Below are 26001 nucleotides of genomic sequence, written 5' to 3'. Positions count from 1 at the left end.
GAAATCGAGATCAGGTTGTTTGTGGTTTGCCTCAACTTTGACACCTTCCGTCGTGATATTTGTCACCGCTAAGGTCGGCCGCAGTGACGAGCCGGTGAAGGGATGATGAAGACCCGACTGAGTGTCATCGCGAAAGAACGCTGAAGGATTCACCGTTTTCGGCCCTGACATCGTTAAATGATCGAGATCCAGATACTCGCCCCAGGAGCAAGCTAATCCTATGTTCGAAGCGCACCTGCCAATGACGCGTCGGTCTCTCCTTGAGCGGTCCGGAATGGGGATGGGGGCACTCGCCCTGGCGGGCCTCTTTCACGATCAGGAATCCCGTGAGGCACGCGCGGCATCCGGGGCAGACGCCGCGGTGACTGAAACAGAAAAGAAACCGCATTTTCCGGGTCGAGTGAAACGGGTAATTCACTTCTTCCTGAATGGTGGTCCGTCTCACGTCGATACCTTTGATCCGAAACCGGCTCTGGAAAAATATGCGGGTCAGCCGGCACCCGTGAATCTGACGACCGAACGGAAGACAGGGGCCGCCTTTCCGTCCCCTTTCAAATTCCAGAAGTACGGTCAGAGCGGGCTGGAGATCAGCGAGATCTTTTCCAAAACGGCCGCCCATGCAGACGACATCGCGGTGATTCGCTCGATGTACGCTCATGTTCCCAACCACGAACCCTCGCTCATGCTGATGAACTGTGGGGATTCCGTTCAGCCACGTCCCAGTGTCGGTGCCTGGGTGCTTTACGGGCTGGGAACAGAGAATCGCAACCTCCCCGGCTTCGTCGCGATGTGCCCTAACGGCCTGCCGATCAAAGATTCAGAAAACTGGCAATCAGGGTTCCTGCCGGGTGTCTATCAGGGAACGTATGTCGATCCCCGACACCAACTGATTGACAAGTTGATCGAGAATATCCGCAGCCCGCACGCCACGGCGGGAATGCAGCGGCGGCAACTCGATTTGCTCAGGTCACTCAATGCCGAGCATCGGGACGTGCGGGTTGATACCCGGCTGGAAGCCCGTATTCAGTCCTTCGAACTCGCGTTCCGCATGCAGACGGAGGCGGCCGAGGCCTTCGATATTTCGAAAGAGCCGAAGCACATTCAGGAACTTTACGGAGCGGGAGTGCACGCCCGGCAGACGTTAATCGCCCGTCGGTTGCTCGAACGAGGGGTGCGGTACGTCCAGCTCTGGCATGGAGCCGGGCAACCATGGGACAATCACTCGGGGATCGAAACTGCGCATCGCCAGCTTGCAGGAGAAATTGATCAACCCATCGCCGCACTGATGACCGATTTGAAGCAGCGCGGAATGTTCGAAGATACGCTGATCGTCTTCGGTGGTGAGTTCGGTCGGACTCCGACGGTGGAACTGGCCGGTGACGGGAAGGCGCTACTCGGACGTGACCACAATCACTATGGCTTTAGCGTCTGGCTTGCGGGTGGTGGCGTTCGAGGCGGGACCGCTTACGGAGCCACCGACGAGTTCGGGTTCAAGGCGGTCGAAAAGCCGACCAGTCCCCACGACCTGCATGCGACTATCCTGCATCTACTCGGCTTTGATCACGAACGGCTCACCTATCGCTATGCGGGACGCGACTTCCGCCTGACCGACGTGCATGGCCAGGTGATTCACGAAATTCTGTCCTGATCGATGAATTTCGTTGATGACTTGTTCCGGGACCGGACTTGGCAACGATTTCTACTGCCGCTGGATTCCTCTCCGGCGCTGCGTCTGACGGGCTGCGTCTTGTGTCCGCTACCGCTGGACTCGTTCGTAAGTTGAAGGTCGCTAGATTACGGCAGTTACCGTAATGGATCTGCGTCGATGAACACATCACATTCCGGGACCCAGCATCACGGGGCTGCTGCGGCTCAACCAGACTCCGCCGCCTCGCTGATCACGCTGCGATGGCTTCTGTGGGTTTGCTTGAGACACGATGTTCGTCGATACTGCCGTCTCATGGGATCTGTTTTCGCCTGCGGCACCTTAACGCGGAGTTTTGCATGGTTCGTTTTCTGATCGCACTGAGGATCGTCTGCGTTATCAGTGGGTTGAGCGGTCTCGGACAACTCGTCTCCGCGACAGAAAGTACCGCAACGTATTCTGTCGGTGTTTCGCAGGCCGACGTGACGCCGGAATACCCCGTTCGGTTATCCGGTTTTGGATTCCGCAGAACCGAATCCGAAGGGGTGACTCAGCCCATCTGGGCGAAAGCATTGGCCATTTCGGCGAATCCGCAGTCCGATCCTGTGGTGCTGGTGACGGTCGACAATCTCGGAATTCCGGCATCGATGTGTGATGAAGTCGCGTCACGCCTCAAGACGAAAGCAGGGTTAAAGCGAGCAAACCTCTCGATCACGGCTTCGCACACGCATACGGCCCCGATGCTGCGTGGTGTGGCTCCGACGCTGTTCAGTGTGCCGATCCCGGAAGACCACTGGAAGCAGATTGATCGCTATACGCAGTTCCTGACCGATCGCATTGAAGAAGTGGCGCTGGAAGCCCTGGCGAACAGGGAAGAGTCGAAGCTGACCTGGGGGATCGGGACAGTCAAGTTCGCGATCAATCGACGACAGCAGGGGGGGCCCGTGGACCACGATCTTCCAGTCCTGGTTGTGACGAGGCCGGATGGAGTGGTCCGAGCCATTTACGTCGACTACGCGTGTCATTGTGTGACGCTCTCTAACAACAAAGTGAGCGGTGACTGGGCGGGGTACGCTCAGGATTTGATTCAGCGCGCATTTCCTTCTGCTATCGCTCTGGTGTCAGTCGGATGCGGTGCCGACCAGAACCCGAGCAGCGGGGTGGTGGGCGACAGGGCCGATATTGCCATGCAGCAGGGGGCCGAGATCGCCGCTGAAGTGAAACGAATGATCAGAGGCTTTATGACGCCGGTCCAGGGACCGATCCAGGCCGTGCGTGAGTCGGTTCCGCTTGACTACGACACGCTTCCGACACGAGCCGAATGGGAGAAGCGAGCCGAGAAAGATGACCCTGTTGGATATCAGGCGCGCGTTCAGTTAGAGCGGCTTAACCGCGGGGAAAAATTGCCGACGACCTTGGACTACCCGATTGTGACGTGGTCGTTCGGTGATTCGCTGGCAATGGTCTTTCTGCCGGGCGAAGTCGTTGTTGATTACTCGTTGCGGCTGAAACGGGAATTGGATCGGATGCGCATCTGGGTAAACGCGTATGCAAATGACGCCCCTTGTTACATTCCCTCTGAGCGAATTCTCAGGGAGGGAGGCTACGAAGGGGGAGGGGCGATGGTCTACTACGACCGTCCCGCGCCGTTTAAGCCGGGACTCGAGGATCGCATTATCCGTTCTGTCCGAGGTCAACTCGACGAGAAGTTTGCAGCCCGCTTCGATGCCGGAAAGACGTCGGGAACCCTGCCGAAGTCTCCGCACCAATCCCTCGCTGCTCTTGAGACGACATCGAATCTGAGAGTCGATCTGGTTGTGGCAGAACCTTTGATCGCTGATCCGGTTGCGATCGATTTCGGACTGAACGGCGAATTGTGGGTCGCGGAGATGAGCGACTATCCCAATACCTTCATCTCGCTTCAGGGCAGTGAAGGTGGCGCCCCCACGGACTCCGTACCTCCACCACCGGGTGGACGAATTCGACTGGTCCGCGACACCGATGGTGACGGGCAGTTTGATCGATCGACCATCTTTCTGGATAAGATTGCTCAGCCGACGGGAGTCACCGTCTGGCGAAAAGGAGTGCTGATCTGTGCCGCTCCGGATCTGCTGTATGCGGAAGATACCGACGGCGACGACAAGGCCGATCTGGTTCAGAAACTGTTTACCGGCTTCGGAACTTCCAACAACCAGGCACGTCTCAACAGCTTGACCTACGGTCTGGATGGCTGGATCTACGGTTCGTGTGGTCTGTTTGGTGGGTCAATTACGAACCTGGCTGGCAAGACCGTCGAATTAGGTGATCGCGATTTTCGGATCAAACCCGAGACCGGTGAGATTGAAGCGGCCACTGGCCGGACTCAGCAGGGGCGAATCCGCGACGAATTCGGGAACTGGTTCGGCTGCGATAATTCCACGCTCGGTTATCACTACCCTCTGGCGGAACACTACCTCCGACGAAACCCTTACGTGACTTCACCCCTCAGTCGCGTGAATCTGGCGCAATCGGAGGAGACGCGTCGGTTGTATCCCGCTCGTCCTGATGCTCAGCGATTTCAGCTCAGCGGAGCACCCGGCACCGTGACCGCGGCGTGTGGAATCGCTGCCTATCGGGATTCGGTTCTCGGCGCGGACTACCAGAACAATCTTTTCATCTGTGAACCGGTAAATCTGCTGGTTCACCGCTTCGCCCTGAAGCCCGCCGGGACGTCCTTTGTCGCAGAACGTCCGGCGAACGAGGCGGAGACGGAATTTTTGCGATCGACCGATGGATGGTTCCGTCCGGTTCAGGTCGTCAACGGGCCCGACGGCGCCATCTGGGTCGTTGATATGTACCGCTTCATTATCGAGGATCCTCGTTGGATCCCCAAACCGGAACTCGATCCGCTCGATTTGAGGGCGGGAACGACACTGGGGCGAATCTACCGTGTCACGAGTCAATCCGACCAATCCAAACCAGCGACACGAGCACTCCCTCGCACTGACCGCTCTGGAACCACGGAAACCAAATCCACGCTGTTGTCGGTCTATCAGGAGCGGGAACTCCACGACGTGATTGCTAGCGGCGGAAAAGGGACCCGTACGATCTCTGCCGAACGGGTCAAGTCGTGGCGCGACGAAAGTCAGCAGGGCAATGCCAACCTGCGAGTGATGAGCTATCGCCGACTGGCCGCGGCATCGCAACTCACTGCAGCCGATCTTCAGCGTGCATTCAACGATCCTGACCCGCGGGTCCGTGCAGTGGGCCTGGTGCTTGCTGAGGAGATGACCGAGAAGGGAGCACTGATCGATTCGCTACTGAAACTTTCGGACGATGCTGATCCCCATGTGCGGTTGCAGGTGGCTTGTTCATTGGGTGAGTGGGAAGACCGACGAATTGGATCGACACTGGCGAAGATGGCCTTGCGTGATGCGGGTGATCCCTACCAGGTCGCAGCGATTTTCAGCAGCATCCGACCGGGAGACCTGCAGGCGTTTACGACAACCCTGTTCGATGAATTGAAAGACGGAGAGCCACCTCCGTCGCTGATGGCACCGTTCCTCGCCACAGCCGTCGGATACGGTGACGACGGTGCGATCAAGTTGGCGCTGGTTGCTGTCTCGAAAGGCCTGGATCAGCAACCCCGCGCCTGGCAATTGCGAGCGGTCACAAACCTGGTGGAATCTTTGCGTCGGCGACCTGCCGATGCGGGGGGGGAGCAGGTGAAGCGGGACGATGAGGTAATGAACGTCACCCGCCGGATGCAACAGGCGGCTCGCAGTTTGATCGCGGCCGAGGGGGCTGACGATGAAACTCGCATCGCCGCGATTCAGTTACTCGGGCGCGACCCGATGCAGCAGGTGGATGACGTCGCGACACTGACCCCGTTGCTGTCTTCTGCTGATCCGCCGAGAGTTCAACTGGCGGCAGTAGAAGCGTTTGAGCGGATCGCCACAGACAACGTTCCCGAAATTTTTGCAGAAAGGTATCGCGAACTTTCTCCGTCCGTACAGCCTCGAATTGTCGACGCGTTCCTGGGACGTGGCAAATGGACGCCCTACTTCTTTGAAAAAGTGGCCGATGGTACCATTCCCGCGACCTCCATTTCTGCGGCTCAGCGCCAGGCCCTGATTTCCCATCCAGTCCTTGAAATACGCCGGCAGGCGGAAAAGTCTCTCGCCGCCGGCATTAATAACGACCGGCAACAGGTGGTCGAGCAGTATCGCGAAGCACTGACGCTGAAAGGGGACAACGAGCGTGGGCGGGCTCTGTTTGCCAAGACCTGTGCCCAATGCCACCGTCTCGGCGATGTCGGACACGTCGTCGGCCCCAATTTGGCCATGGTGGCCAACAAGTCTCCTTCGTTTCTGCTGCAGGAGTTACTTGATCCCAATCGCAATGTGGATACTCGCTACATCGGTTACCTGGCCGTGACCCGGGAGGGATTGATCCGGACAGGACTCCTGGCGAGTGAATCGTCAAACAGCGTGACGCTGCTCGGTCCCGAAGGGAAGCAGTTCACGTTGCTGCGGAAGGAATTGGAAGAGCTGAGAGCGACGGCAAAGTCGCTGATGCCGGAAGGTCTGGAAAAGGACCTGTCACCGCAAGCTGTCGCTGATCTGATTGCACTTCTCAGTTCCGTTTCGGTTCCTCCGAAGCAGGCGGAAGGAAATACGCCAAAGACGGTCCGTCCAGTAGAGGGACGTTTGTCTCTGCTTGCCGCAACGGCCGCGATCTATGGCAATGACATTGCTTTCGAAACTCCCTATGGCAATATCGGATACTGGCATGGGGTGAACGATCACGTTGTCTGGTCGATCGACCTGCCCGAGGCAGGCGTCTTTGATGTCTACCAGGAGTATGCATGTGATGGCGGTTCTCAGGGGAACGCATTCCGAATCGAATGCGGTGAAAAATCTCTGACGGGCGTCGTTCGGGGAACAGGTGGATGGAGCAACTACGTCGTAACGAAAGTCGGCTCACTGTCACTCGACGCCGGCGCACATCGGCTGCTGCTCCGTCCGGACGGAAGTCATGTCAGCGGGGCTCTCATGGATTTGCGGGGAGTTTATCTGATTCCCGAGGGGCAGCCGTTCGCTCTCGCCAAGGTTGAACCTGTTTCTCCGGCCACAGACGTCAAGGAATTTGCTCGGCAACTTCTTGATGATGTGCTGTCCGCAGACGACCGCGCCCGCTGGATCACAGAGAAGCCCGAGCAGGCGAGTGAAATTGTTGCGGCACTTGTAGCAGACTTGCCTGACGATCAGGCCGAAGAATATCGCAGGATTCCCTGGATCTGGCGCGTCGCCATTGGCTGTGGCAAACGAGCCGAGGGAGATCCGCTTTTCAAGCTGTTAGAGGTTTCGCTTCCGAAAGACGGAGAACCGCTTCGGGACTGGCAGGCGGTCGTCGTTGGAGGTGGAATCATCAATGGCATCAGCTTGAGCGGAGGATGGCCCAAAGGGCGAATTCTGGAAATCCTTAAGGACTCGCCCGATCTGAACCAGCGGTGGAAGAGGTCACTGGTTCTCGCCTCAGAGATGAGCGACAACGAACGCGTTCCGACGGGAACGCGATATGATGCACTGCGAATGATTGCTGTGGACGACTGGAATCGACGTCGCGAGCAACTGGTGAAGTATCTCGCAAAGGGCGTCGACGCCGAACTGCAGATGGGGGCGATCAGCTGTCTGAGTGATGTCGAGTCTTCAGAAGTCGCTGACCTGCTGCTGGGCTGTGTCGAATATGTCAACGAGCACAATCGCACGCTCGCCCTCGACGCACTGCTGCGGACTGATCGCCGTGCAGAGAAATTGCTTGATGCGATTGCCGGTGGCCAATTGTCAGCGGCCCGGTTAAGTTCCGCACACCGAAAATCACTGCTTGAGTCGAAAACGTCATCGATCAGGGAGCGGGCGGTCAAGCTTTTGAAAGAATGATGGGCAATCAATGAACGAACTCGAACTTGCCGAGCGACTCCCGGCGACTTTTGGCGTCTTTCGTGAAGGTGTTGATCGGCAGTTACATACGGGCCTGCAGATTTATGTCTCGCTTCAGGGCGAGATCATGGCTGATGGTGGATTCGGACTGTCCGCGCCAGGCCAGCCGATGACATCAGAGACGATCAATCTGTGGCTGAGTGCGGGGAAACCGTTGACAGTGGTCGCGATTCTGCAGCAGTGGGAGCAAGGTCGACTGCGACTGGATGACCCCGTGGTGAAATTCATCCCGGAGTTTGCGGGGGGAGGCAAGGATGGGATCACCATCCGCCACATACTGACTCATACCTGCGGTTTCCGAAATGTCGAAACGGGCTGGCCCGAAGCGTCCTGGGATGACATCATTCGGCGGATCTGCGATTCGAGCGTCGAACCCGACTGGGTGGTAGGACAAACTGCGGGGTACCATACGGCATCGAGCTGGTTCATCCTGGGTGAGATTCTCTCCCGGCTGATGGGGCTTTCTTATTCCGACGCGATGCACAAGGGACTGTTTGAACCTCTCGGCCTGCGACAAACATTCACAAGCCTGACTCCCACACAATATGCGGAATACGAAAGCCGGTTGGGAAAAATCTACACCCGAGAGGGAGGGGGTCTGCAACTTCTGGACTGGCACGAACCGGCCCGTTGTGAAAAGCCCTCTCCGGGTGCGAATGCGCGGGGGCCGATTAGGGAACTGGGCTACTTTTACGAAATGTTGCTGAATGAAGGACAATATAAGGGGCGGCAGATCCTGACCCCTCAGACCGTGGCCGCCATGACTGCCCGGCACCGGGTGGGGGAATTTGATCTGACGCTTGCACATAAGGTTGACTTCGGATTGGGCGTGATCGTGAATTCGATTCGCTACGGGGCGGAGACCGTTCCATACGGGTATGGCCCCTTTTGTTCGCTCCGTACCTTCGGGCACGGCGGGGCGCAATCATCCCAGGGATGGTGTGATCCGGAGCGTGGCCTGGTCGTCGCCTATTTCTTCAACGGACGTCCCGGCGAGGGCCAGCATGGACGCCGTCTGCGAAAACTGAACGAAGCGATTTGTGCCGATTTGCAACTGACCTGAAAACAGGTGCTGGCACACTCACACTGAAGAGTAATGAAGAGGAGCCGACTTTAGCGTCGGCAGTTCCTTGGGTACGATTTTCGCTTATCGTTGACGGACAAGGATACTTTGCTTTGGGACACGTACGATTGGTGGTTTGCAGGTCAACACGTGGATGGTCGAGCCTCACGGAGTGAACGGATGAATCACTTATCGACTGGTTTTGATGTTTGAGTAATCAAGAGTGGTTCAGAAGTAGAGCCTTGGTGGATGTTTTTGAGATAATCACGCCAGCGCCAGTGCTCCGATGCTTTATATCGACAGGCAGATTTGAACAATAAGGGAGTCTGCGTACCTTGTATCGAATCTCCTCACGTTCCAAACCGAGGATCGATTCAAGGTGTAAGACGAGGGGCCACTCGAAGCGTGGATACGCGACTGCATTCGCAGTCCTTATGCACTGCGCCCCGACTGGCTCTGGTTCGTTGTCACACTTCGAGCGACCTGATTTTCACAGACAATTTGATTGTAAGAGGCTGCCGCTGAAGGCAAGATTGGCGGTATTTTCGTGTGGACACAGCATGACTCAGGCAAACCTGTGCTGGAGAGAGTGGCTCAATCGGTCTGAGATGGCCGTCTCCGCCATGTTGCGCCGAATCTGCGTCAAGTGGCGGATCGGTCAACGAACAACCGCTGTGGGTCGGGCGGATGGTGCGGAGCCTATGTGATTTGGCCCGTTGCTGATTCACCGGAACGAGTCGCCAATGGAATTCGGGCATTGAGGAACTGAGATGAAAGTGATTGTCACCGGGGGGGCTGGCTTTATCGGCAGTCACATCGTGGATGCGTTGCTCGAACGAGGCGATGTGCCCGTTGTCATCGACAACCTCGAATCCGGATCGAGACGTAATTTGCCTCCGGGCGTTCCCTTGTATGAGGCTGATATTCGCGATCAGGATCAGGTTCGCAGAATCTTTGACGAGGTCAGGCCCGAAGGGGTTTGCCATCAAGCCGCTCAGATATCGGTCAGCAGGTCGATGCGTGAACCAATCTTCGATGCGGAAGTGAACGTACTTGGCCTGCTGAACATTTTTGAGAATGCGTCCCGAGTTGGTGTGAAACGCGTCGTCTTTGCCTCGTCAGGAGGCGTGCTCTACGGAGATGTGACGTCCCCCGCGTCTGAGGATTTTCCGAAGAAACCAAAATCCGCCTACGGCATCAGCAAGTGGGTCGGCGAACAATACCTGGAGTTTTACGCCAAGGAGCGCAACTTGCAGGGGGTCGCCTTGCGGTATTCGAACGTCTATGGACCACGTCAAAGTCCCGAAGGGGAAGCGGGGGTCACGGCGATTTTCATCAGGCGGACCCTGGATGGAAAGGGAATCACCATCAATGGTGATGGGAAATACCTCAGAGACTTTGTTTATGGTCCCGACGTCGCACGAGCGAATGTCGCAGCCTTACACACGGACCTGGCCGAGGATTTCGCTGCGATCAATATCGGGACCGGACTGGGAGTCGACATCAATGAGCTGGCTCAGATGATCGCGGATTGTCATCTCGATGATTTAAGGGACCAGGGGCAGGCGGGCAGAACCATAGAGATTCAGCATGGCCCTCCTCGCATCGGGGATTTGCGCTCCAGTCTCGTGTCGCCGGTGCTGGCAGAGCGGCTACTGGGATGGAAACCGACTGTTTCACTCAAGGAAGGATTGCGGGAAACCGTGCGGTGGTTTGGTAAGCAGCCGAGCGAGTCATGATCGACATCCGTTCCGAGAGGTTCCGTTGCAACTGTCATATGGGAATTGCGACGAGTCGTCTCAATTCCCACATCAAATTCAGCCGTGGGAAAGTCTGACAGATTCTGCGGAAGCCGCATGAATTGGAACGTGACGTCGGGCCAAGGCAGAGACGGAAATTAAACTGTTCATCCATTAGGATTCACAATGCTTGACGCGAAGCTTTCGCAGATGATCGAACAAACTGGTCAACAGCACCTGTTGCGTTTTTGGAAAGAGCTGTCCGCCGAACAGCAGAAGCTCCTGGCAGCGCAGCTTGCGGATCTGGACTGGGATCTCGTCTCCAACTTCGCAAAAAAGGGAACCAGTCCGCAGAGCGACTTTGAGGAACGAGCCCGCCGGGCCGCTCCTCCTGCGTATGTAGTCAGGACGCCGAAGAGTGCCGCCGACCGGGATAAATGGCGGGCCGCTCGGGAAATCGGAGAGAACGCACTCCGCGAAGGGAAAGTCGGTGCCGTGCTGCTGGCTGGCGGCCAGGGGACTCGACTCGGATTCAAGCAGTCCAAGGGCCTGTTCCCGATTGGTCCCGTGACGAATCAGTCATTGCTCGAGATCCTGGCAACCAAGTTAATCGCCACGTCCCAGCGGTACGGCACCACGATCCCCTACTTTGTGATGACCAGCGACAAGACGCATGACGAGATCGAGGAATTCTATCGCCGAAACAATTACTTCGGTCTTGATCCCAAGGATGTGTTCCTGTTTCCCCAGGGCTTTGCACCGTCCGTCGATTTGAAGTCCGGAAAAGTCCTACTGGCCGACAAGGGAAATCTCAGCATGAGCCCCGATGGGCATGGGGGATTGTTCTCGGCCCTCTGGAAGGCAGGGCTGTTCGGCGAGATGCAACGAAGAGGGATTGAATACATCTTCTCGCATCAGGTCGACAACCCGCTGGCGCGTGTTTGCGACCCTGAATTCATCGGTCTGCACCTGATGCATGAATCAGAGGTCTCAACAAAGGTTGTCGCGAAAACCGGACCTGACGAGAAGGTGGGCGTGGCCGTGGATATCGACGGCCGGACGCAGATTATCGAGTACAGTGATTTGCCCAAGGACCTGGCGCAGGCACGTGACGCGGCGGGTGATTTGAAATTCTGGGCAGGCAGTACCGCCATCCATCTTTTCAATCGCAGCTTCCTCGAACGGGTCGCGACATCCGACAACATTCTTCCCTGGCATCGAGCCATCAAGAAGATTCCTCATATTGATGACCAGGGTAACGCAGTGGAGCCGACCGTTGAGAACGGAGTGAAGTTCGAACGATTCATCTTCGACACCCTGCCGCTCGCGAAGGTGGCGCTCATCGTCGAGACCGTCCGCGATGACGAGTTCGCGCCGCTGAAGAACAAAGAGGGAGAGTTCTCTCCTGATTACGTGCGTGACCGGATGGTTCGGTTAAGCAAACGCTGGTTGAACTCGATCGGCGTGAATCCTCCAGACGATGTCGCGGTTGAGATCAGCCCCCGCTTTGCTCTTTCACCGGAAGATCTGTCGGCCCGTACCGGCGAACTCGCTGCGGTTCCATTCGATAGTCCCACGTACCTTGGCCCCAAAGACTGAACTCTTGATCGACTGCGTTGTCATTTCGGAAATACCTTTCATGAATTCGCCTTTGACCATCGACGATCCGCTTGTGTTCGATACGTTTTTCCGCCCACAGGTCTGGGGGGGAAGGGGAATTCAGTCTCAACTGGGAAGAGCGCTTCCCTGTGAACTGCCGTACGGCGAGGCTTGGGAACTCAGTTCACTTCCCTTGCATGAAAGTCGGGTGCTCGAAGGGAAAAATGCCGGCCGTCCACTTGCTGAACTGTGGACGAAGTCGCGAAAGGAACTGACGGGCGGCGGAGGTCGCGATGTCTTTCCGCTGCTGCTGAAATGGCTCGAATGCAAAGAACTCCTGTCACTTCAAGTCCACCCTGATGATGCGATGGCGCAGCGGCTTCTGAACGAACCTTACGGAAAATCAGAAGCGTGGGTCATTGTGTCGGTGGAACCGACCGCCCGGATTTACGCGGGACTTCAGCCCGGCGTAACCCGCGAGGATTTCCTGACGCATATGAAGGGGGGGACGGTCGAGCAGTGCTTGCATTCGTTCGTACCACGTCCAGGTGATTGCGTCTCCATCCCTGCCGGGACGATTCACGCTGCGGGAGGAGGACTGATCATTGCAGAAGTGCAGCAGTCCAGCGACGCGACATTCCGCTTATTCGACTGGAACCGGCTGGGGCTGGACGGCAAACCACGTCCGTTGCAGATCGACAAGGCGGTCGATGCGATCAACTGGGACCAGGGCCCCGTTTCCCCTGTCGTTCCTGAAAAAATTCGTTGTGAATCGTCAGGGCTCAGCGGAGAACTCCTTGTCGACGGCGTGGGCTTCCGCATGGAACGCTACACATTACACCAGCCAGGTGCGACGCCGCATTCGGGTGAGTTCACAGTCTGGATGGTGCTGGAGGGGGAAATGTCGTTGACAAATTCCGGTACAGGGTATACCCGCGACTTCCAGAAGGGGTCGAGCTTCATGATTCCGGCGAGTGCGGGACAGACGCGGCTGAGCCCGAAAGAAAATGCGGGTTTGTTGACATTACTTTGTGTTCGCCTTACTTAAATGGCCGTGGATGAAACGGAGGTCCAGACATATCTGGAGGTTTCGCGACCACTTGAACCCCCCATCACGGATGAATAAAGGGATTTTAAGTTGAAGATCGTAGTGATCGGGACCGGATATGTCGGATTAATTACGGGGACCTGCTTCGCCGAAAGCGGCAACGACGTGATTTGCGTCGATGTGGACAGTGAAAAGATCCGGAAGCTGAATTTGGGTCAGATTCCCATTTATGAGCCCGGACTCGATGAACTAATTGTCCGCAATGTCGAAGCAAAACGTCTGCGGTTCACAACCGAGCCTAAAGACGCCATCCCACAGGCCCAGTGCGTCTTCCTTTCTGTAGGGACTCCTCAGCGAGACGACGGCTCCGCAGACCTGGCCGTTTTCTGGAGTGCGGTCGATTCGATTGCCCCGCACCTTTCCCACGATGCGATCGTCGTGGTCAAGAGCACCGTTCCCGTGGGAACTAATGCTGCTGTCGCGCGTCGCCTGCAAGATCTGCTGGGCCGCACAGTCCACGTTGCATCGAACCCGGAATTTCTGAAAGAAGGCTGTGCTCTCGAAGACTTTATGAAGCCGGACCGGGTTGTGGTCGGTGTGACACGGCCTGAAGTGGCTCAGGTCCTGCGAGAATTGTATCAGCCTTTCCTGCGGACCGAGCACCCGTTCTTGGTGATGAACCTGGAAAGTTCTGAGATGACGAAATACGTCGCGAACTGCATGCTCGCGACCAAGATCAGCTTCATCAACGAAATGGCGAACGTCTGCGAGAAGGTCGGTGCCGATATCAACCACGTTCGCAAGGGGATCGGCCACGATCAGCGAATTGGTTTCGCATTCCTGTTCCCCGGTGTCGGGTACGGCGGCTCGTGCTTCCCCAAGGACGTGCGCGCGATGATTCGCGTCGCCGAACAATCGGGGATTGAGCCTCACATTCTTGAAGCTGTCGATGCAGTGAACGTTGCTCAGAAAGAGGTCTTGTTCCAGAAAGTGCACAAGCACTTTGGAGGAGAACTCAAGGGGCGGACCATCGCCATCTGGGGGCTGGCTTTCAAGCCTCGGACTGACGATATCCGCGAAGCCCCGTCACTCATTCTGATTGACCGACTTCTCGCGGCAGGAGCGACCGTGCGGGTGCACGATCCTGTTGCCATGGAGAACGTTCGCAAGATCTACGGAGATCGACTCACCTATTGCCAGACTCCTTACGATACGTTAGACGGTGCTGAAGTACTGGCTATCGTTACGGAATGGAATGAATTCAGAAATCCAGATTTCGGTGTCATCCGTGAGAAGCTGAAATCTCCTGTCATTTTTGATGGTCGAAATCTGTTTGATCCAATGAGGATGACTCAGTTAGGATTTCATTACTCCGGGATCGGGCTGGAATCAAAGACCGACGCCAAGGATGGGGCCGGCAGCAAAACAACATAACTATTCCATGAGGGAATTGAGGTTTTCCAGCAATGCGATCAATTCTTGTGACAGGAGGGGCTGGATTTTTAGGCAGCCATCTTTGCGAACGGTTACTTGAGCGGAACGAGAACGTCATCTGTCTCGACAACTTCTTCACCGGTCGCAAAGACAATATCCTGCATCTGATGGGGAACCCCCGGTTTGAATTGATCCGCCACGACATCGTTCACCCCATCGTGCTCGAAGTCGATCAGATCTATAACCTGGCCTGTCCCGCATCACCTGTCGCCTATCAGTTCAACCCCATCAAAACAATCAAGACCTCGACCGTTGGCGTGGTCAATATGCTGGGACTGGCCAAGCGATGTCGCGCCCGGATCCTGCACTGTTCCACGTCTGAAGTCTATGGCGATCCGAGTGTTCATCCCCAGCGGGAAGACTACTGGGGGCATGTGAATCCGATCGGCCCGCGAAGTTGTTACGACGAAGGGAAGCGTGTCGCCGAGTCGTTGTGCATCAACTATCACCAGGAACACGATCTGGCCGTCCGGGTGATCCGGATCTTCAATACCTACGGGCCGAGAATGGACCCGAATGATGGACGCGTCATCTCTAACTTCATCACACAGGCGATACGCGGCGAACCGATCACCATCTACGGCGATGGCTCTCAGACGCGATCATTCTGCTATTGCGATGATCTGATTCGCGGGATGATGCAGATGATGGATCAGGACACCGAAATTGGCCCCGTCAATCTCGGTAATCCTGATGAGTACTCAATGCTGCAACTGGCCGAAGAGGTATTGAGGGCGATTCCGGAATCCAAATCCAAGATTACGTTTGAGCCCCTTCCCAAGGATGATCCAAAGCAGCGATGCCCGGACATCACCAAGGCGAAAGCCGTACTCGGCTGGTCCCCGACCGTCGGTCTTCGCGAGGGTTTGGCCAGGACGATCGCCTACTATCGTCAGGAACTTTCACGGGCCAGCTGATTCAGTATCACCACCGTCGAACTGGCCTCGCTGTCGCGTGCTATGCGAAGTGAATCCGAGCATCTGATATTTCACGGGAACCTCCATGATGAAGATCAAGATCGGCCAGATAGGGACGGGGCACGGACACGCGTCGGGAAAGCTGGAGGTTTACCGGAAATCCGACGACTACGAAGTTGTGGGGGTGGCGGAACCGGATGACCGGCTGCGGCGGAAAGCGGAGTCGAATCCCGCTTTCCGTGATGTGCAGTGGATGTCAGTTGAGCAATTGCTGAATACCCCCGGGCTTCAGGCGGTCGCTGTCGAGACAGAGCCCCGACACCTGCTCGCCCATGCGGAGCAGTGTATTGACGCCGGAATGCACGTTCATCTGGATAAACCCGCGGGCGAATCCTTGAGTCAGTTCCGGCGGATTCTTGATACTTCTGCTCGGCGACATTTGTGCGTGCAAATGGGGTACATGTACCGCTACAACCCGGCCGTCGTCCTTTGTCGGGATCTGGTGAAGAAGGGCTTTCTGGGTGATCCGTTCGAGGTCCACTGCGTGATGAGCAAGCAGCTGGACCGCGCTGCGCGCCTGAAGCATGCAGAATATCGCGGTGGAATGATGTTCGAACTCGGCTGTCACTTGATCGATATTGTGGTCGGTCTGCTGGGGGCACCCGACTCGGTGTTACCCGTGACAGAACACTCGTCTGACCAGGCTGATGAACTACTGGATAACATGCTCGCGGTGCTCAAGTATCCGCGCGCGATCGCTTCGGTCAAATCGTCAGGGCTGGAGGTGGAAGGCTTCGCACGGCGTCACTTTGTTCTGTGTGGAACCGAAGGAACCATCCATATTGAACCGCTCGACAGTCCGAAGGTGGTAAGACTGGCTCTGTCGAAAGAGCGGGGAAAATACCGAAAAGGGTACCAGGATGTCCCCGTCGAGTCTTATCAGCGCTATGTTGCCGATGCGGCCGATTTCGCGAAGATCATCCGGGGCGAAAAAATGAGTGACTGGTCTGTCACACATGATCTGGCGGTACAGGAGACTGTGCTCCGGGCGGCGGGGTGTCCCACCGACACGTGACAAATCTTAGTCAGCCCGAACGTCGGATTGAGTCAACTCGCATGGTCCGAGCACGACACGATTGTTTTGTGATCCCTCTGATTTGAAAGACGGCAATGAGTCTTCAGCGACGTGAAGAGATCCTGGCCCGGTTGCGCAAGAACGTTGCCGCAGGTCGACCGATCCTGGGTGGAGGTGCGGGAACCGGACTGTCCGCAAAGCTGGAAGAGGCGGGCGGCATCGACTTGATCGTGATCTACAATTCCGGCCGGTTTCGCATGGCGGGCCGTGGGTCGCTGGCTGGAATGATGCCGTACGGTGACGCCAACGCGATTGTCATGGAGATGGCTCGCGAAGTGCTGCCCGTCGTTTCAAAAACGCCGGTACTGGCGGGAGTCTGCGGCACCGACCCGTTTCGATTGATGCCCCAATTTCTGCGGGAGGTGCAGGAGGCTGGTTTCAGCGGGGTTCAAAACTTTCCCACCGTCGGATTGATCGACGGACAATTTCGGCTCGGGCTGGAAGAGACGGGCATGGGCTACGATAGGGAAGTCGAAATGATCCGCATGGCGGGGGAAATGGGCTTGCTGACGACACCCTACTGCTTCAATGTCGAAGAGGCCGAGGCGATGGCCAGGGCGGGTGCCGACATTTTGATTCCCCACATGGGGTTAACGACCAAAGGGCTGATCGGCGCCTCGACAGCGGTTACGCTTGAGGACGCGGCGCGGCGCTGCCAACAAATGCACGATGCAGCGAAACGGATCAAACCAGATATCCTCGTCCTGTGCCACGGGGGGCCGATCGCCGATCCAGAGGATGCACAGTATATTCTTGATCATACTGAAGGAATTGTAGGGTTCTATGGGGCGAGTTCCATGGAACGACTTCCGGTTGAACCCGCGATCATCGACCGGATTCGCGAGTTTTCCGAGATCCATTTCCGCCTGCCATCCTGAAGTTCGGAACGGGTATACTCGGTTCCCGCAGTTCCTCAGGCAGCGACAGTTGCTGAGGGGCGAGGGAGTCGATACCCTCGCGATGCTGTCGAAAATGCAGCCTCACGAAGAAATTGCCGACCAATGGGATCTCACCCATTGCGTAGTTTTCCGGCGAAGGAAATTGTTGCTTTTAGGAGAGCTCTGAGTATGACCGACGTTGCCCCCATTCGAGTTGCGATCACCGGTGCTGCCGGCCAGATTGGCTATGCGTCCTTGTTCCGACTCGCCTCGGGCCAAATCTTCGGGGCCCATCGCCCTGTGATTCTGCACCTGATCGAACTTCCTGCTGCGGTCGGGGCATTGGACGGGATCCACATGGAACTCGACGACTGTGCTTTCCCGACACTGGCCGGGGTGCAAAAGTTCGACAGTGATCATCTCGAAGACGCATTCCGTGATGTCAACTTCGCGATCCTCGTCGGCAGCGTTCCCCGTAAGCAGGGGATGGAGCGTTCTGACCTCATCCGTATCAACGGCCCCATCTTCACGAATACCGGCAAAGCGATTCAGGCCGCAGCCGCCAAGGACGTCCGGGTTGTTGTCGTCGGAAACCCCTGTAACACGAACTGTCTGATCGCCATGTCGCACGCTCCGGACGTGCCACGTGATCGCTGGTTCGCCATGACGCGTCTCGACCAGAATCGTGCCGCCGCTCAACTGGCTCAGAAGTCCAATCGACCCGTCGCTTCGGTCACCAATCTGGCGATCTGGGGTAACCATTCTTCGACGCAGTTCCCAGACTTCCTCAACACCAAGATCGATGGCAAGCCAGCAACCAGCGTCATTTCCGACCATGCCTGGTTGAAGGGTGACTTCGTCACGACCGTTCAGCAGCGCGGTGCTGCCGTCATCAAAGCACGTGGTGCTTCCAGCGCTGCAAGTGCTGCCAATGCTGCACTCGATACGGTGAAGAGCATCGTAACGCCGACCGCCGCGGGTGACTGCTTCAGCGCCGCTGTCTACTCGGACGGAAGCTACGGAATCGAAGAAGGTCTGGTCACCGGTTTGCCGCTCAGCACTGACGGCAAGAACTGGCGAGTTCTGCCTGGTTTCGAGATTGATGAATTCAGCCGTTCGCAGATCGACAAGACCATCAATGAATTGAAGCAGGAACGCGATACCGTTCGTGACCTGCTGCCCTGATGCATCGAGCTTTCGCAGCGTGCGATGCATTGAGTGCATCGCACATGTCGTTGCTCAACCGGACATGATCCCGTCTGCCGCTGGTGGACGGGATCATTTTGTGTGTCGTGGGAACGCCCGAAGAACTGTTCTTTTTGCCTGAGTCTATGTCGATCAGCGGAGCCTTCATGTCCCCTCGGATCGTTATCGTTGGTGGGGGGTTGGCCGGTCTGGCGGCTGCCGTGGCCTTAACGGAACGCAATTTACCTTGTCTGGTGCTCGAATCCCGGATACGGCTGGGAGGCCGGGCGAGCTCTTTCCACGATCCGACAACGGGTAGTGAGATTGATAATTGCCAGCATGTCACGCTGGGATGCTGCACCAACTTTCGCCATTTCTGCGAAGCGACAGGCTTGGCCAGTTCCTTCCGCAGGGAACCTGCACTGCACTTCGTCGGGCCTTCCGGCAAGGTCGATCGCTTCGCCGCAGGACCACTTCCAGCCCCGCTGCATCTTCTGGGGGGATTCGCCAGCCTGTCGTATTTGTCCTGGCAGGAAAAGCAGGCACTGGCACGAGGGCTGAAAGCCCTGGCGAGACCGGTCAGTTCGGCGGATGAGGCACTCCCTTTCAGCGAGTGGCTGAAGCAGCACCGGCAGCCGACGAACGTCGTCAACCGGTTCTGGTTTGTGGTGCTGGTCAGTGCCCTCAGCGAGTCGCTCGATCGGATTTCGGTGACGCATGCGAGGAAGGTGATCGTTGATGCGTTTCTTGCCAATCGGGATGGGTGGTATGTGGATATTCCCACCGTCCCCCTCGAAACGCTCTACGGAGGACTTCTGGTCGAATGGCTCACCTCGCGTGGGTCCCAGATCCGACTTCAAACAGGCGTCGAAAAATTTGAGATGGCGGGTGAGATTGTATCTGGGGTCCGTCTGAATTCAGGAGAAATCGTTGAGGGTGACGAGTTCCTCGCGGCGGTTCCATTTCATCGAATCCGGTCGTTGCTGCCGGACGCTTTAACTTCCCATCCAGACCTGCAGGGAATCGAGCAGCTCGAACCCGCACCGATCTCGAGTCTTCATTTGTGGTTTGATCGACCGATTACGGATTTGCCTCACGCCGTCCTGGTCGATCGACTCTGTCAGTGGGTCTTCAATCGCACACTGCTTGGCAATACTCCTGCGAGTACTTTGCTGGCGGGCTCGCAGGGGACGGATGTGGTTGAAAAGTCGTTCTACTACCAGATTGTGATCAGCGCCAGTCATCAGCTTGGCGGGCGGAGCAAAGAGGATATCCAGCAGGAAGTCTTGAAAGAATTAGCGGAGGTCTGGCCGGAAACGGCAAATGCGATCCTGCTGCATTCGCGACAGGTGACCGAGCATCGCGCTGTTTTCTCACCGGTCCCCGGAATCGATGGGCTCCGCCCTGCCCAACAGTCTCCTGTAGCAAATCTTCAACTGGCCGGTGATTGGACCCGTACCGGCTGGCCCGCGACGATGGAAGGAGCTGTGCGAAGCGGATATCTCGCCGCCGAGAATATTCTGTCGCGACTCGGTAAGCCGAAGAGAGTGATTCGTCCAAATCTGAAGACGGCTTTTTTATCGCGAGTCATCTACGGGCTGCCCGCTAATGAACCGGGATAAAAGTCAGTATCTTTCGTGTGGAACTCGATGAGGTTCACGAGCGAGCACATTTCCGAAACTTGCCGGCGCGGGTTACGATGTTCGCAAAGCAGGTGCCGCAAAGTTGCGAAGGTCGTGAGTCGCGAGTTCTTGAACTGTGCAGGAATCTGTCGCTGGGGATCAGTCAGGATCGTAGAACGGCAGGAAACACTTGAGTGTGGCAAGCCCCCAGTCAGTGGCTGCCACTGATCGAGTCGTTACCTGGAAGTGTCCGACGATCTGTCCTCAATCCTCGAATGCCGACGGAATGAGAAATTGAAAATGGAGTGAATTTGTGGCTGTGCCGATCCTTCAATCTCTGTTGCTGGCCGATCACGTTTATCGGGACCAGGCGACCGGTAAGCACATCATCTGTGGTGTCTTCTCAACCATCTTCTTTACCCCCAACACCCATCTGAACTTCTCGTCACAGGAAAGTGGACCGGTCACAGGAGGGGGCTCGGGTGGAGGTCATCCGTTGGAACGAGGTCCCGGTGGATCGGGAGAGGGTGGGGAAGGGGATTCTTCGAGCCGCGTCCAGCCCATTCAGCAGTTGATGCAGGCAGGATCCCCGTATGTTTACTTCAGTCTGACAGAGCTTTCAGAACGCAAAACATTTGAAGTCCGGTATGTCGAACTTCGAGAGAATCGGTCCTTGTTCCAGGCGGAAGTCGCCATTGAATGCGATGATCCTCTCAAGACGATCGAGGTCTCACTTCCACTGCCTCGTTTGCCACTGGTGGCGTTGGAAGAGCGTGCCTATGCGCTTGAAGTCCTTTGCGAAGGGCAACTGCTTGGAAGCCACCGTGTGCTGGCCCGAATGACTCCCGGAAGTGCACCTCCAGGCTTGTGACAAAGTCGCGCCACTTCTGTCATCATGGTTCCATATTTGTTCCTCTGTACGACAGGATTCGTGCAAACTCAGTACTCGACAATTCTTCACCACTAGAAGGAGTGAGAACCGTGACCATGGACCGCAGAGATTGGATCAAGCACGTTGCAGCCGGATCCGTTGCAGCGATGGCATCGAATTTGACTTCCGGGAATGGCGCTGATGCGATTGCCGCATCGCCTGTTCCTCGGGGAGAACTGATCGGGAAAGAGAATGAACAGCCGGGATCGACAGACTGGCAGTTGACCCGAGTTCGCCTCGACAAGAACCTCGGATTTCGCAGCCCATTCATCGAAGGCTACTGTTCTCGTCAAAGCGTCAAGGCGAACGAGACCATCGACATCATGGTGTCATGTGATCCGGTTCGACCCTTCAAAATTGAAATCTTCCGGACGGGGTACTACGGGGGAAAAGGGGCACGGCTGATGCAGACGCTGGGCCCGTTCCCCGGTAAGAAGCAACCGATGCCTGCCCCGGGTGAAAAGAATCTTCATGAATGCCGCTGGGAACCGACAACCACGCTGACGATTCCCGCCGACTGGACCAGCGGCGTCTACCTCGGACGGCTGAGCCTTGTTGAGGAAAGTCCGGATGCGGGGTACTGGCAAAGTTATGTCGTCTTCATTGTGACCGACGACCGCCCTGCTGACATCCTGGTCCAGTGTTCGGACAATACCTGGCAGGCCTACAACCAGTGGCCAGACAACTATTCTGTCTATACGCATCCAAAAGGGAATCAGGGGCCGTGGGCCGACGTCAGCTTTGACCGGCCTTATGCCAAGTATGCACAGATCTACGAAAATCCGCAGTCGATTGGTTCCGGTGAGTGGCTTTGCTTTGAATTCCCCATGTCGTACTGGCTCGAGAAAGAAGGATACGACGTCACCTATTGTTCAAACAGTGACATGCTGACTCCGGATCGGGCTCTAAAATGCAAGGCCTTCTTGAGTGTTGGACACGATGAGTACTGGGACATTCGCCAGTATGAAAGCGTTGTCAAGTTGCGTGATTCCGGTGTGAACCTGCTGTTCTTTTCAGGGAATTCCGTCTGCTGGGTGACTCCGCTGCGGCAAGGCTTTGACGGTCGTCCTAATCGCATCATGTTTCGTGGTGGCCCTTATGGGGGTGACTATAAATATGCGGAACTGCGTGAAAAACAGCATGGACCGTTCCCTCATCGCGGTCCCGATGAGGGCTATCTGATCGGATCCCGTAACGTCGAACCGGTCAACGGTGGCGGCGACTGGATCTGCACCAAACCGGATCATTGGATCTTCGAAGGAACAGGCATGAAAGAAGGGGACCGTATCCCCGGGCTGATCGGCTGGGAGTATCACGGTGAACCGCCAGAAGACATCCCCGGTCTCGAAATTGTCGGCAAGGGGACGGCACTCGTGGGAGGAACCCAGCCTCAGCACTGGACCGCCACGATCTATCCGGGCCCGAAAAATAACTTTGTCTTCAATGCGTCGACGATCTTCTGGTGCCAGGACTTATCAAGTCCTCCAGGGCACATGCTCCCGTGGTCCCACTGGAGTCGTCCGCACGGACCGGATGAACGCGTCCAGCGAATTACGCACAACCTGTTGCGTCGTGCGATCAAGTAGAGACAGTGCTGGATGTCCTGAAAGAGAAGTAGCCGGTCTGACGGACCACGGTCACGCAGTGGTCCGTCAGACCGCAATCTGAAAATGAGTTTCTCAGGACGTCTCACACAAAAGAAGAAGGGTCAGCCCGCAGACCCAAGTGGTCCGTCGGGCTGACTCATTTACAGGCTCACGATCGATTTCGTACGGAGGTCGTGGGACTGTGCTCGTTTCTGATGATGACACATTTCCGGGCACTCAGGCGATCGGGAAGGGAACACCGAACGACTGGGTGAGAAGTTCGGGGTCGTGAGGAATCACTTTCCTTCTTTCATCGTGAGACACCATCGCATGTAGGCTTCGATCCACGGATCGAGATCGCCGTCGAGTGTCGCCTGAGGATGTGACGTCTTGTATTCGGACCGGTTATCCTTGCAGTAAGACTCGGGATGCAGCACGTAGCTACGGATGGTTTCACCGCCGAAGCCGATCCGCGACTTCTCGCCGCGGCGTGCCGCGTTTTCCGCTTCGCGCTTATCCATCTCGATCTGGTACAGTTTGGCGATCATCATCTTGCGAGCAAGGGCTCGGTTCTGGTGCTGACTTCGCTCGTTCTGACACTGAACCACCGTGTTGGACGGAAGATGGGTCAATCGAATGGCCGAGTCGGTTTTGTTAACCTTCTGGCCACCCGCACCGCTCGCACGACAAATGTCTTCGCGAATGGTCTTGGGGTCGTCCCACTCGATCTCGATCGAAATGTTATCGTCAAGTTCCGGAGTCACGTCGACAGCGGCAAACGAGGTTTGTCGCCGATGAGCAGAATCAAAGGGGCTCATCCGGATCAATCGATGAATCCCAGTCTCACCTTTCAGCAATCCAAAAACGTAGGATCCGCGAATCAGGATGGTGGCGGAATGGATCCCTGCTTCTTCCGCGGGAGAAGTATCCAGAATTTCGGCGTCGAAGCCGCGACGTTCAGCCCATCGCTGATACATTCGCATCAGCATTTCCGCAAAGTCCTGCGCGTCCGTGCCTCCTTCACCCGCTTGGATGGCGACGTAGGCTGAATTCCCGTCTTCTGGAGCGGACAGCATGGCTTGCAATTCGACTTCGTCGAACTGCTGTTTAAGGCGGTCAACGGTCTGCTGAATCTCGGCAATGGTTTCGGGCGATTCGTCTGCTTCGGCAAATTCCAGCAGAACGGCGAGATCTTCGGATCCGGAAAACAGCTCATTAATCGGCTTGAGGACGCCGTTCAGCGTCTTGAGCTCATTCACCTGAGCCTGTGCTTTGTCCTGGTTGTCCCAGAAGCCTGGCTGGCCCATGGCGTCGTTGATTTCGGCAATTCGGCGATTCTTGGAATCGCAGTCAAAGAGACCCCCGCAGATGGAGGATGCGTTCAATCAAATTCTGGCAGTCATCTTTCAGATCATTGTCCATCGCAGTACTTCAATTCTAAAGAGTAAACCGTCGTTCTCACGCGGAGAATCGGCGATTAAGGCTAGAGTCAGAAAGCCATTGAGCACCTCGCAATCGGACGCTCACGTTGGCCTTCAAATCGTTCACGGCTCGGGAATTATAACTGCTGCCCGGAAATCGGACCAGCCGTCTGCGACTCCGTCATTTCTGCAACGAATTGAGGAAGTTGGCCATCGAGTCCCAGATCTGCTGGCGAAAAATAATCACCGCAGCCAGACCTCCGAATACAAACGCCAACCAGAGAATGAACGTCACCAGCCCCGCCGTTCCCGATACCAGATCTTTGAGCCAGCGAGTCCATGCGCGGCGGTCGTACTGCCGTCCGATCTTGTCGAATTCCGATTTCAGCCCGGCGGATTTTCGCTCGGCCTTCTCTTTGACCAGACGTCCTTCGACGGCTCTCTCAAACTCGGGGTAGAAGCCAATCGGGACAAAGCTGTCGACGGGATTTTTTTTGATCCGTGCCTTCAGATCGATTATCCCGGTTTTAAGCGCCGTCTGGAGCTGCAGAGTCGTAAACCTTCCCAGAGTTTCTTTCCCCTGCGGAGTCTTGTACTGGACGATCCACTGGTCCACGGGTGAAGTCGTTCCCGCTTTCGTGGTTCGTGCTTTGATTTCATCTTCGCGGTCTGAAGAGGGCGGAGTGCCCCCGTTCGCGCGGTTTGAAATGGGCGACGAGTCAACGCGCTCACCAGGCGATGTGTTCGCTTTCTTCGCAGCGGCGGATTGCACGACGCGGTCCGCAGTTTCGATGAAGCTCAATGAGGAGTTTTCCAAGCCCAGTCCCGCCAGTAATTTGATGACTTCATCGCAGTCTTTCATGCGATGGGCCGGATCCTTCTCGATCATCTTGCCGATGATCAGGTCGAGCTTGTCAGGAACTTGCTGATTGAGTTTGCGGGCGGGCGGGTACTTCCCTAACTCTTTTGCCATGATCACTTCCATCACGGATTCGCCCTTGAAAGGGAGCTGTCCTGTGAGCAGGTGATAAAGCGTGATGCCCAAGGCATAAATGTCTGACCGACGGTCGACGTGTTTCGCGTTTCTCGCCTGTTCGGGGGCCATGTAGTAGGGAGTCCCGAGGCCCATCCCGCTGGCAGTCATTGAAAGGTCGTCGTCCAGTGCTTTGGCCAGGCCAAAGTCCGCCACTTTCACCTTGCCGTTTCTGGTGAGCATGATGTTGTCGGGCTTGATGTCGCGGTGAATGAGGTTCTGCTTGTGAGCGAATTGCAGGACCTCTGCACAGCGCAACGCAACATGCAGTGCATCACCGACGGATAACGTGCCCAATGAATTGAGCCATTGCTGCATACTTTTGCCATCGACGTATTCCATCGCGACATAATGCAGTCCATGGTCGTCGTCGACATCAAAGACGCGGACGGCGTTATCATGATTGATCCGCGCCATTGCGCGGGCTTCTTTCTGGAAGCGGCCGATGAAGTCGGCTTCCCTGGCCAGCGTCTTGGACAATACTTTGACGGCAGCCTGACGGCCGAGCTTCGTGTCTTCCGCGAGATAGACTTCTCCCATTCCCCCCTGACCCAGCTTTTTCAGCAGCCTGTACTTGCCAAGCTGGGACGTTGCCTTTCGTTTCGGTTCGCTGGCCGAAGCCGTTTTTTCTTTTTCTGATTCCATGCGTTAGCCCGATGGTCGTACAGAAGGAGCGACGGTAGGAACGAAATGGCGAACCCCACGAGGGAAGAATCTGGATCTG

Annotated in this window: 16 protein-coding genes; 14 read left to right on the top strand and 2 right to left on the bottom strand. The window is 56.4% G+C overall.

Features of this window, described 5'->3' with window-relative positions:
- The first annotated feature begins 220 nt into the window (after positions 1–220).
- From ACGY09_RS04050 to ACGY09_RS03985, 14 genes are all read left to right on the top strand, one after another.
- Positions 221–1648 (top strand): DUF1501 domain-containing protein, encoded by a 1428-nt coding sequence (locus ACGY09_RS04050; RefSeq protein WP_397570555.1) that lies wholly within the window; start codon positions 221–223, stop codon positions 1646–1648.
- A 356-nt stretch (positions 1649–2004) separates the two neighbouring features.
- Positions 2005–7566, top strand: a complete 5562-nt coding sequence (locus tag ACGY09_RS04045; protein ID WP_397570554.1) for a neutral/alkaline non-lysosomal ceramidase N-terminal domain-containing protein — start codon at positions 2005–2007, stop codon at positions 7564–7566.
- Positions 7567–7576: 10 nt separating this feature from the next.
- Positions 7577–8689 carry a serine hydrolase domain-containing protein gene (locus ACGY09_RS04040; protein ID WP_397570553.1) on the top strand — a complete coding sequence of 371 codons (1113 nt, stop codon included), beginning with the start codon at positions 7577–7579 and terminating at the stop codon, positions 8687–8689.
- A gap of 770 nt (positions 8690–9459) precedes the next feature.
- Entirely contained in the window at positions 9460–10428 is a 969-nt protein-coding gene (locus ACGY09_RS04035; protein ID WP_397570552.1) for an NAD-dependent epimerase/dehydratase family protein, read from the top strand.
- Positions 10429–10614: 186 nt separating this feature from the next.
- Positions 10615–12027 (top strand): UTP--glucose-1-phosphate uridylyltransferase, encoded by a 1413-nt coding sequence (locus tag ACGY09_RS04030; RefSeq protein WP_397570551.1) that lies wholly within the window; start codon positions 10615–10617, stop codon positions 12025–12027.
- A 40-nt stretch (positions 12028–12067) separates the two neighbouring features.
- Positions 12068–13075 carry a type I phosphomannose isomerase catalytic subunit gene (locus ACGY09_RS04025; protein WP_397570550.1) on the top strand — a complete coding sequence of 336 codons (1008 nt, stop codon included), beginning with the start codon at positions 12068–12070 and terminating at the stop codon, positions 13073–13075.
- A gap of 90 nt (positions 13076–13165) precedes the next feature.
- Entirely contained in the window at positions 13166–14509 is a 1344-nt protein-coding gene (locus ACGY09_RS04020) for a UDP-glucose dehydrogenase family protein (RefSeq protein ID WP_397570549.1), read from the top strand.
- Positions 14510–14541: 32 nt separating this feature from the next.
- Positions 14542–15486, top strand: coding sequence for a UDP-glucuronic acid decarboxylase family protein (locus tag ACGY09_RS04015; RefSeq protein WP_373651476.1), 945 nt, complete (start codon positions 14542–14544; stop codon positions 15484–15486).
- A gap of 85 nt (positions 15487–15571) precedes the next feature.
- Positions 15572–16561 (top strand): Gfo/Idh/MocA family protein, encoded by a 990-nt coding sequence (locus ACGY09_RS04010; protein WP_397570548.1) that lies wholly within the window; start codon positions 15572–15574, stop codon positions 16559–16561.
- Positions 16562–16656: 95 nt separating this feature from the next.
- A complete protein-coding gene (locus ACGY09_RS04005; protein WP_397570547.1) occupies positions 16657–17499 on the top strand; it encodes a phosphoenolpyruvate hydrolase family protein in 843 nt (280 codons plus the stop codon).
- 189 nt (positions 17500–17688) lie between these two features.
- Complete coding sequence (locus ACGY09_RS04000; protein WP_397570546.1) at positions 17689–18684, top strand: malate dehydrogenase; 996 nt, start codon at positions 17689–17691, stop codon at positions 18682–18684.
- Between the two features lie 167 nt (positions 18685–18851).
- Positions 18852–20306, top strand: a complete 1455-nt coding sequence (gene hpnE, locus ACGY09_RS03995) for a hydroxysqualene dehydroxylase HpnE (RefSeq protein ID WP_397570545.1) — start codon at positions 18852–18854, stop codon at positions 20304–20306.
- A 313-nt stretch (positions 20307–20619) separates the two neighbouring features.
- Positions 20620–21177 carry a hypothetical protein gene (locus tag ACGY09_RS03990; RefSeq protein ID WP_373651481.1) on the top strand — a complete coding sequence of 186 codons (558 nt, stop codon included), beginning with the start codon at positions 20620–20622 and terminating at the stop codon, positions 21175–21177.
- Between the two features lie 116 nt (positions 21178–21293).
- Positions 21294–22823 (top strand): N,N-dimethylformamidase beta subunit family domain-containing protein, encoded by a 1530-nt coding sequence (locus ACGY09_RS03985; RefSeq protein ID WP_373651482.1) that lies wholly within the window; start codon positions 21294–21296, stop codon positions 22821–22823.
- Positions 22824–23119: 296 nt separating this feature from the next.
- Here ACGY09_RS03985 and prfB read toward each other — a convergent pair.
- Both prfB and ACGY09_RS03975 read right to left on the bottom strand, forming a co-directional pair.
- Positions 23120–24245 (bottom strand): peptide chain release factor 2 gene (gene prfB, locus ACGY09_RS03980; RefSeq protein WP_397570544.1). Its coding sequence is split into 2 segments (ribosomal slippage): positions 23120–24175 and positions 24177–24245, totalling 1125 coding nucleotides; the frame shifts between segments, so codons are not numbered across the junction.
- 180 nt (positions 24246–24425) lie between these two features.
- Positions 24426–25922: a serine/threonine protein kinase gene (locus ACGY09_RS03975; protein WP_397570543.1), complete on the bottom strand. Its 1497-nt coding sequence runs from the start codon at positions 25920–25922 to the stop codon at positions 24426–24428.
- Positions 25923–26001: the final 79 nt, after the last annotated feature.

Source organism: Schlesneria sphaerica (genome assembly GCF_044336245.1).
Classification (GTDB): domain Bacteria; phylum Planctomycetota; class Planctomycetia; order Planctomycetales; family Planctomycetaceae; genus Schlesneria; species Schlesneria sphaerica.
Note: the sequence above shows the minus strand (reverse complement) of the source record. Positions and strands in the feature narration are given on the sequence as shown.

Coding starts and splice junctions, on each gene's coding strand:
- ACGY09_RS04050 (WP_397570555.1), top strand. CDS start 221: ATGTTCGAAGCGCACCTGCCAATGACGCGTCGGTCTCTCCTTGAGCGG.
- ACGY09_RS04045 (WP_397570554.1), top strand. CDS start 2,005: ATGGTTCGTTTTCTGATCGCACTGAGGATCGTCTGCGTTATCAGTGGG.
- ACGY09_RS04040 (WP_397570553.1), top strand. CDS start 7,577: ATGAACGAACTCGAACTTGCCGAGCGACTCCCGGCGACTTTTGGCGTC.
- ACGY09_RS04035 (WP_397570552.1), top strand. CDS start 9,460: ATGAAAGTGATTGTCACCGGGGGGGCTGGCTTTATCGGCAGTCACATC.
- ACGY09_RS04030 (WP_397570551.1), top strand. CDS start 10,615: ATGCTTGACGCGAAGCTTTCGCAGATGATCGAACAAACTGGTCAACAG.
- ACGY09_RS04025 (WP_397570550.1), top strand. CDS start 12,068: ATGAATTCGCCTTTGACCATCGACGATCCGCTTGTGTTCGATACGTTT.
- ACGY09_RS04015 (WP_373651476.1), top strand. CDS start 14,542: ATGCGATCAATTCTTGTGACAGGAGGGGCTGGATTTTTAGGCAGCCAT.
- ACGY09_RS04010 (WP_397570548.1), top strand. CDS start 15,572: ATGATGAAGATCAAGATCGGCCAGATAGGGACGGGGCACGGACACGCG.
- ACGY09_RS04005 (WP_397570547.1), top strand. CDS start 16,657: ATGAGTCTTCAGCGACGTGAAGAGATCCTGGCCCGGTTGCGCAAGAAC.
- ACGY09_RS04000 (WP_397570546.1), top strand. CDS start 17,689: ATGACCGACGTTGCCCCCATTCGAGTTGCGATCACCGGTGCTGCCGGC.
- hpnE (WP_397570545.1), top strand. CDS start 18,852: ATGTCCCCTCGGATCGTTATCGTTGGTGGGGGGTTGGCCGGTCTGGCG.
- ACGY09_RS03985 (WP_373651482.1), top strand. CDS start 21,294: ATGGACCGCAGAGATTGGATCAAGCACGTTGCAGCCGGATCCGTTGCA.
- ACGY09_RS03975 (WP_397570543.1), bottom strand. CDS start 25,922: ATGGAATCAGAAAAAGAAAAAACGGCTTCGGCCAGCGAACCGAAACGA.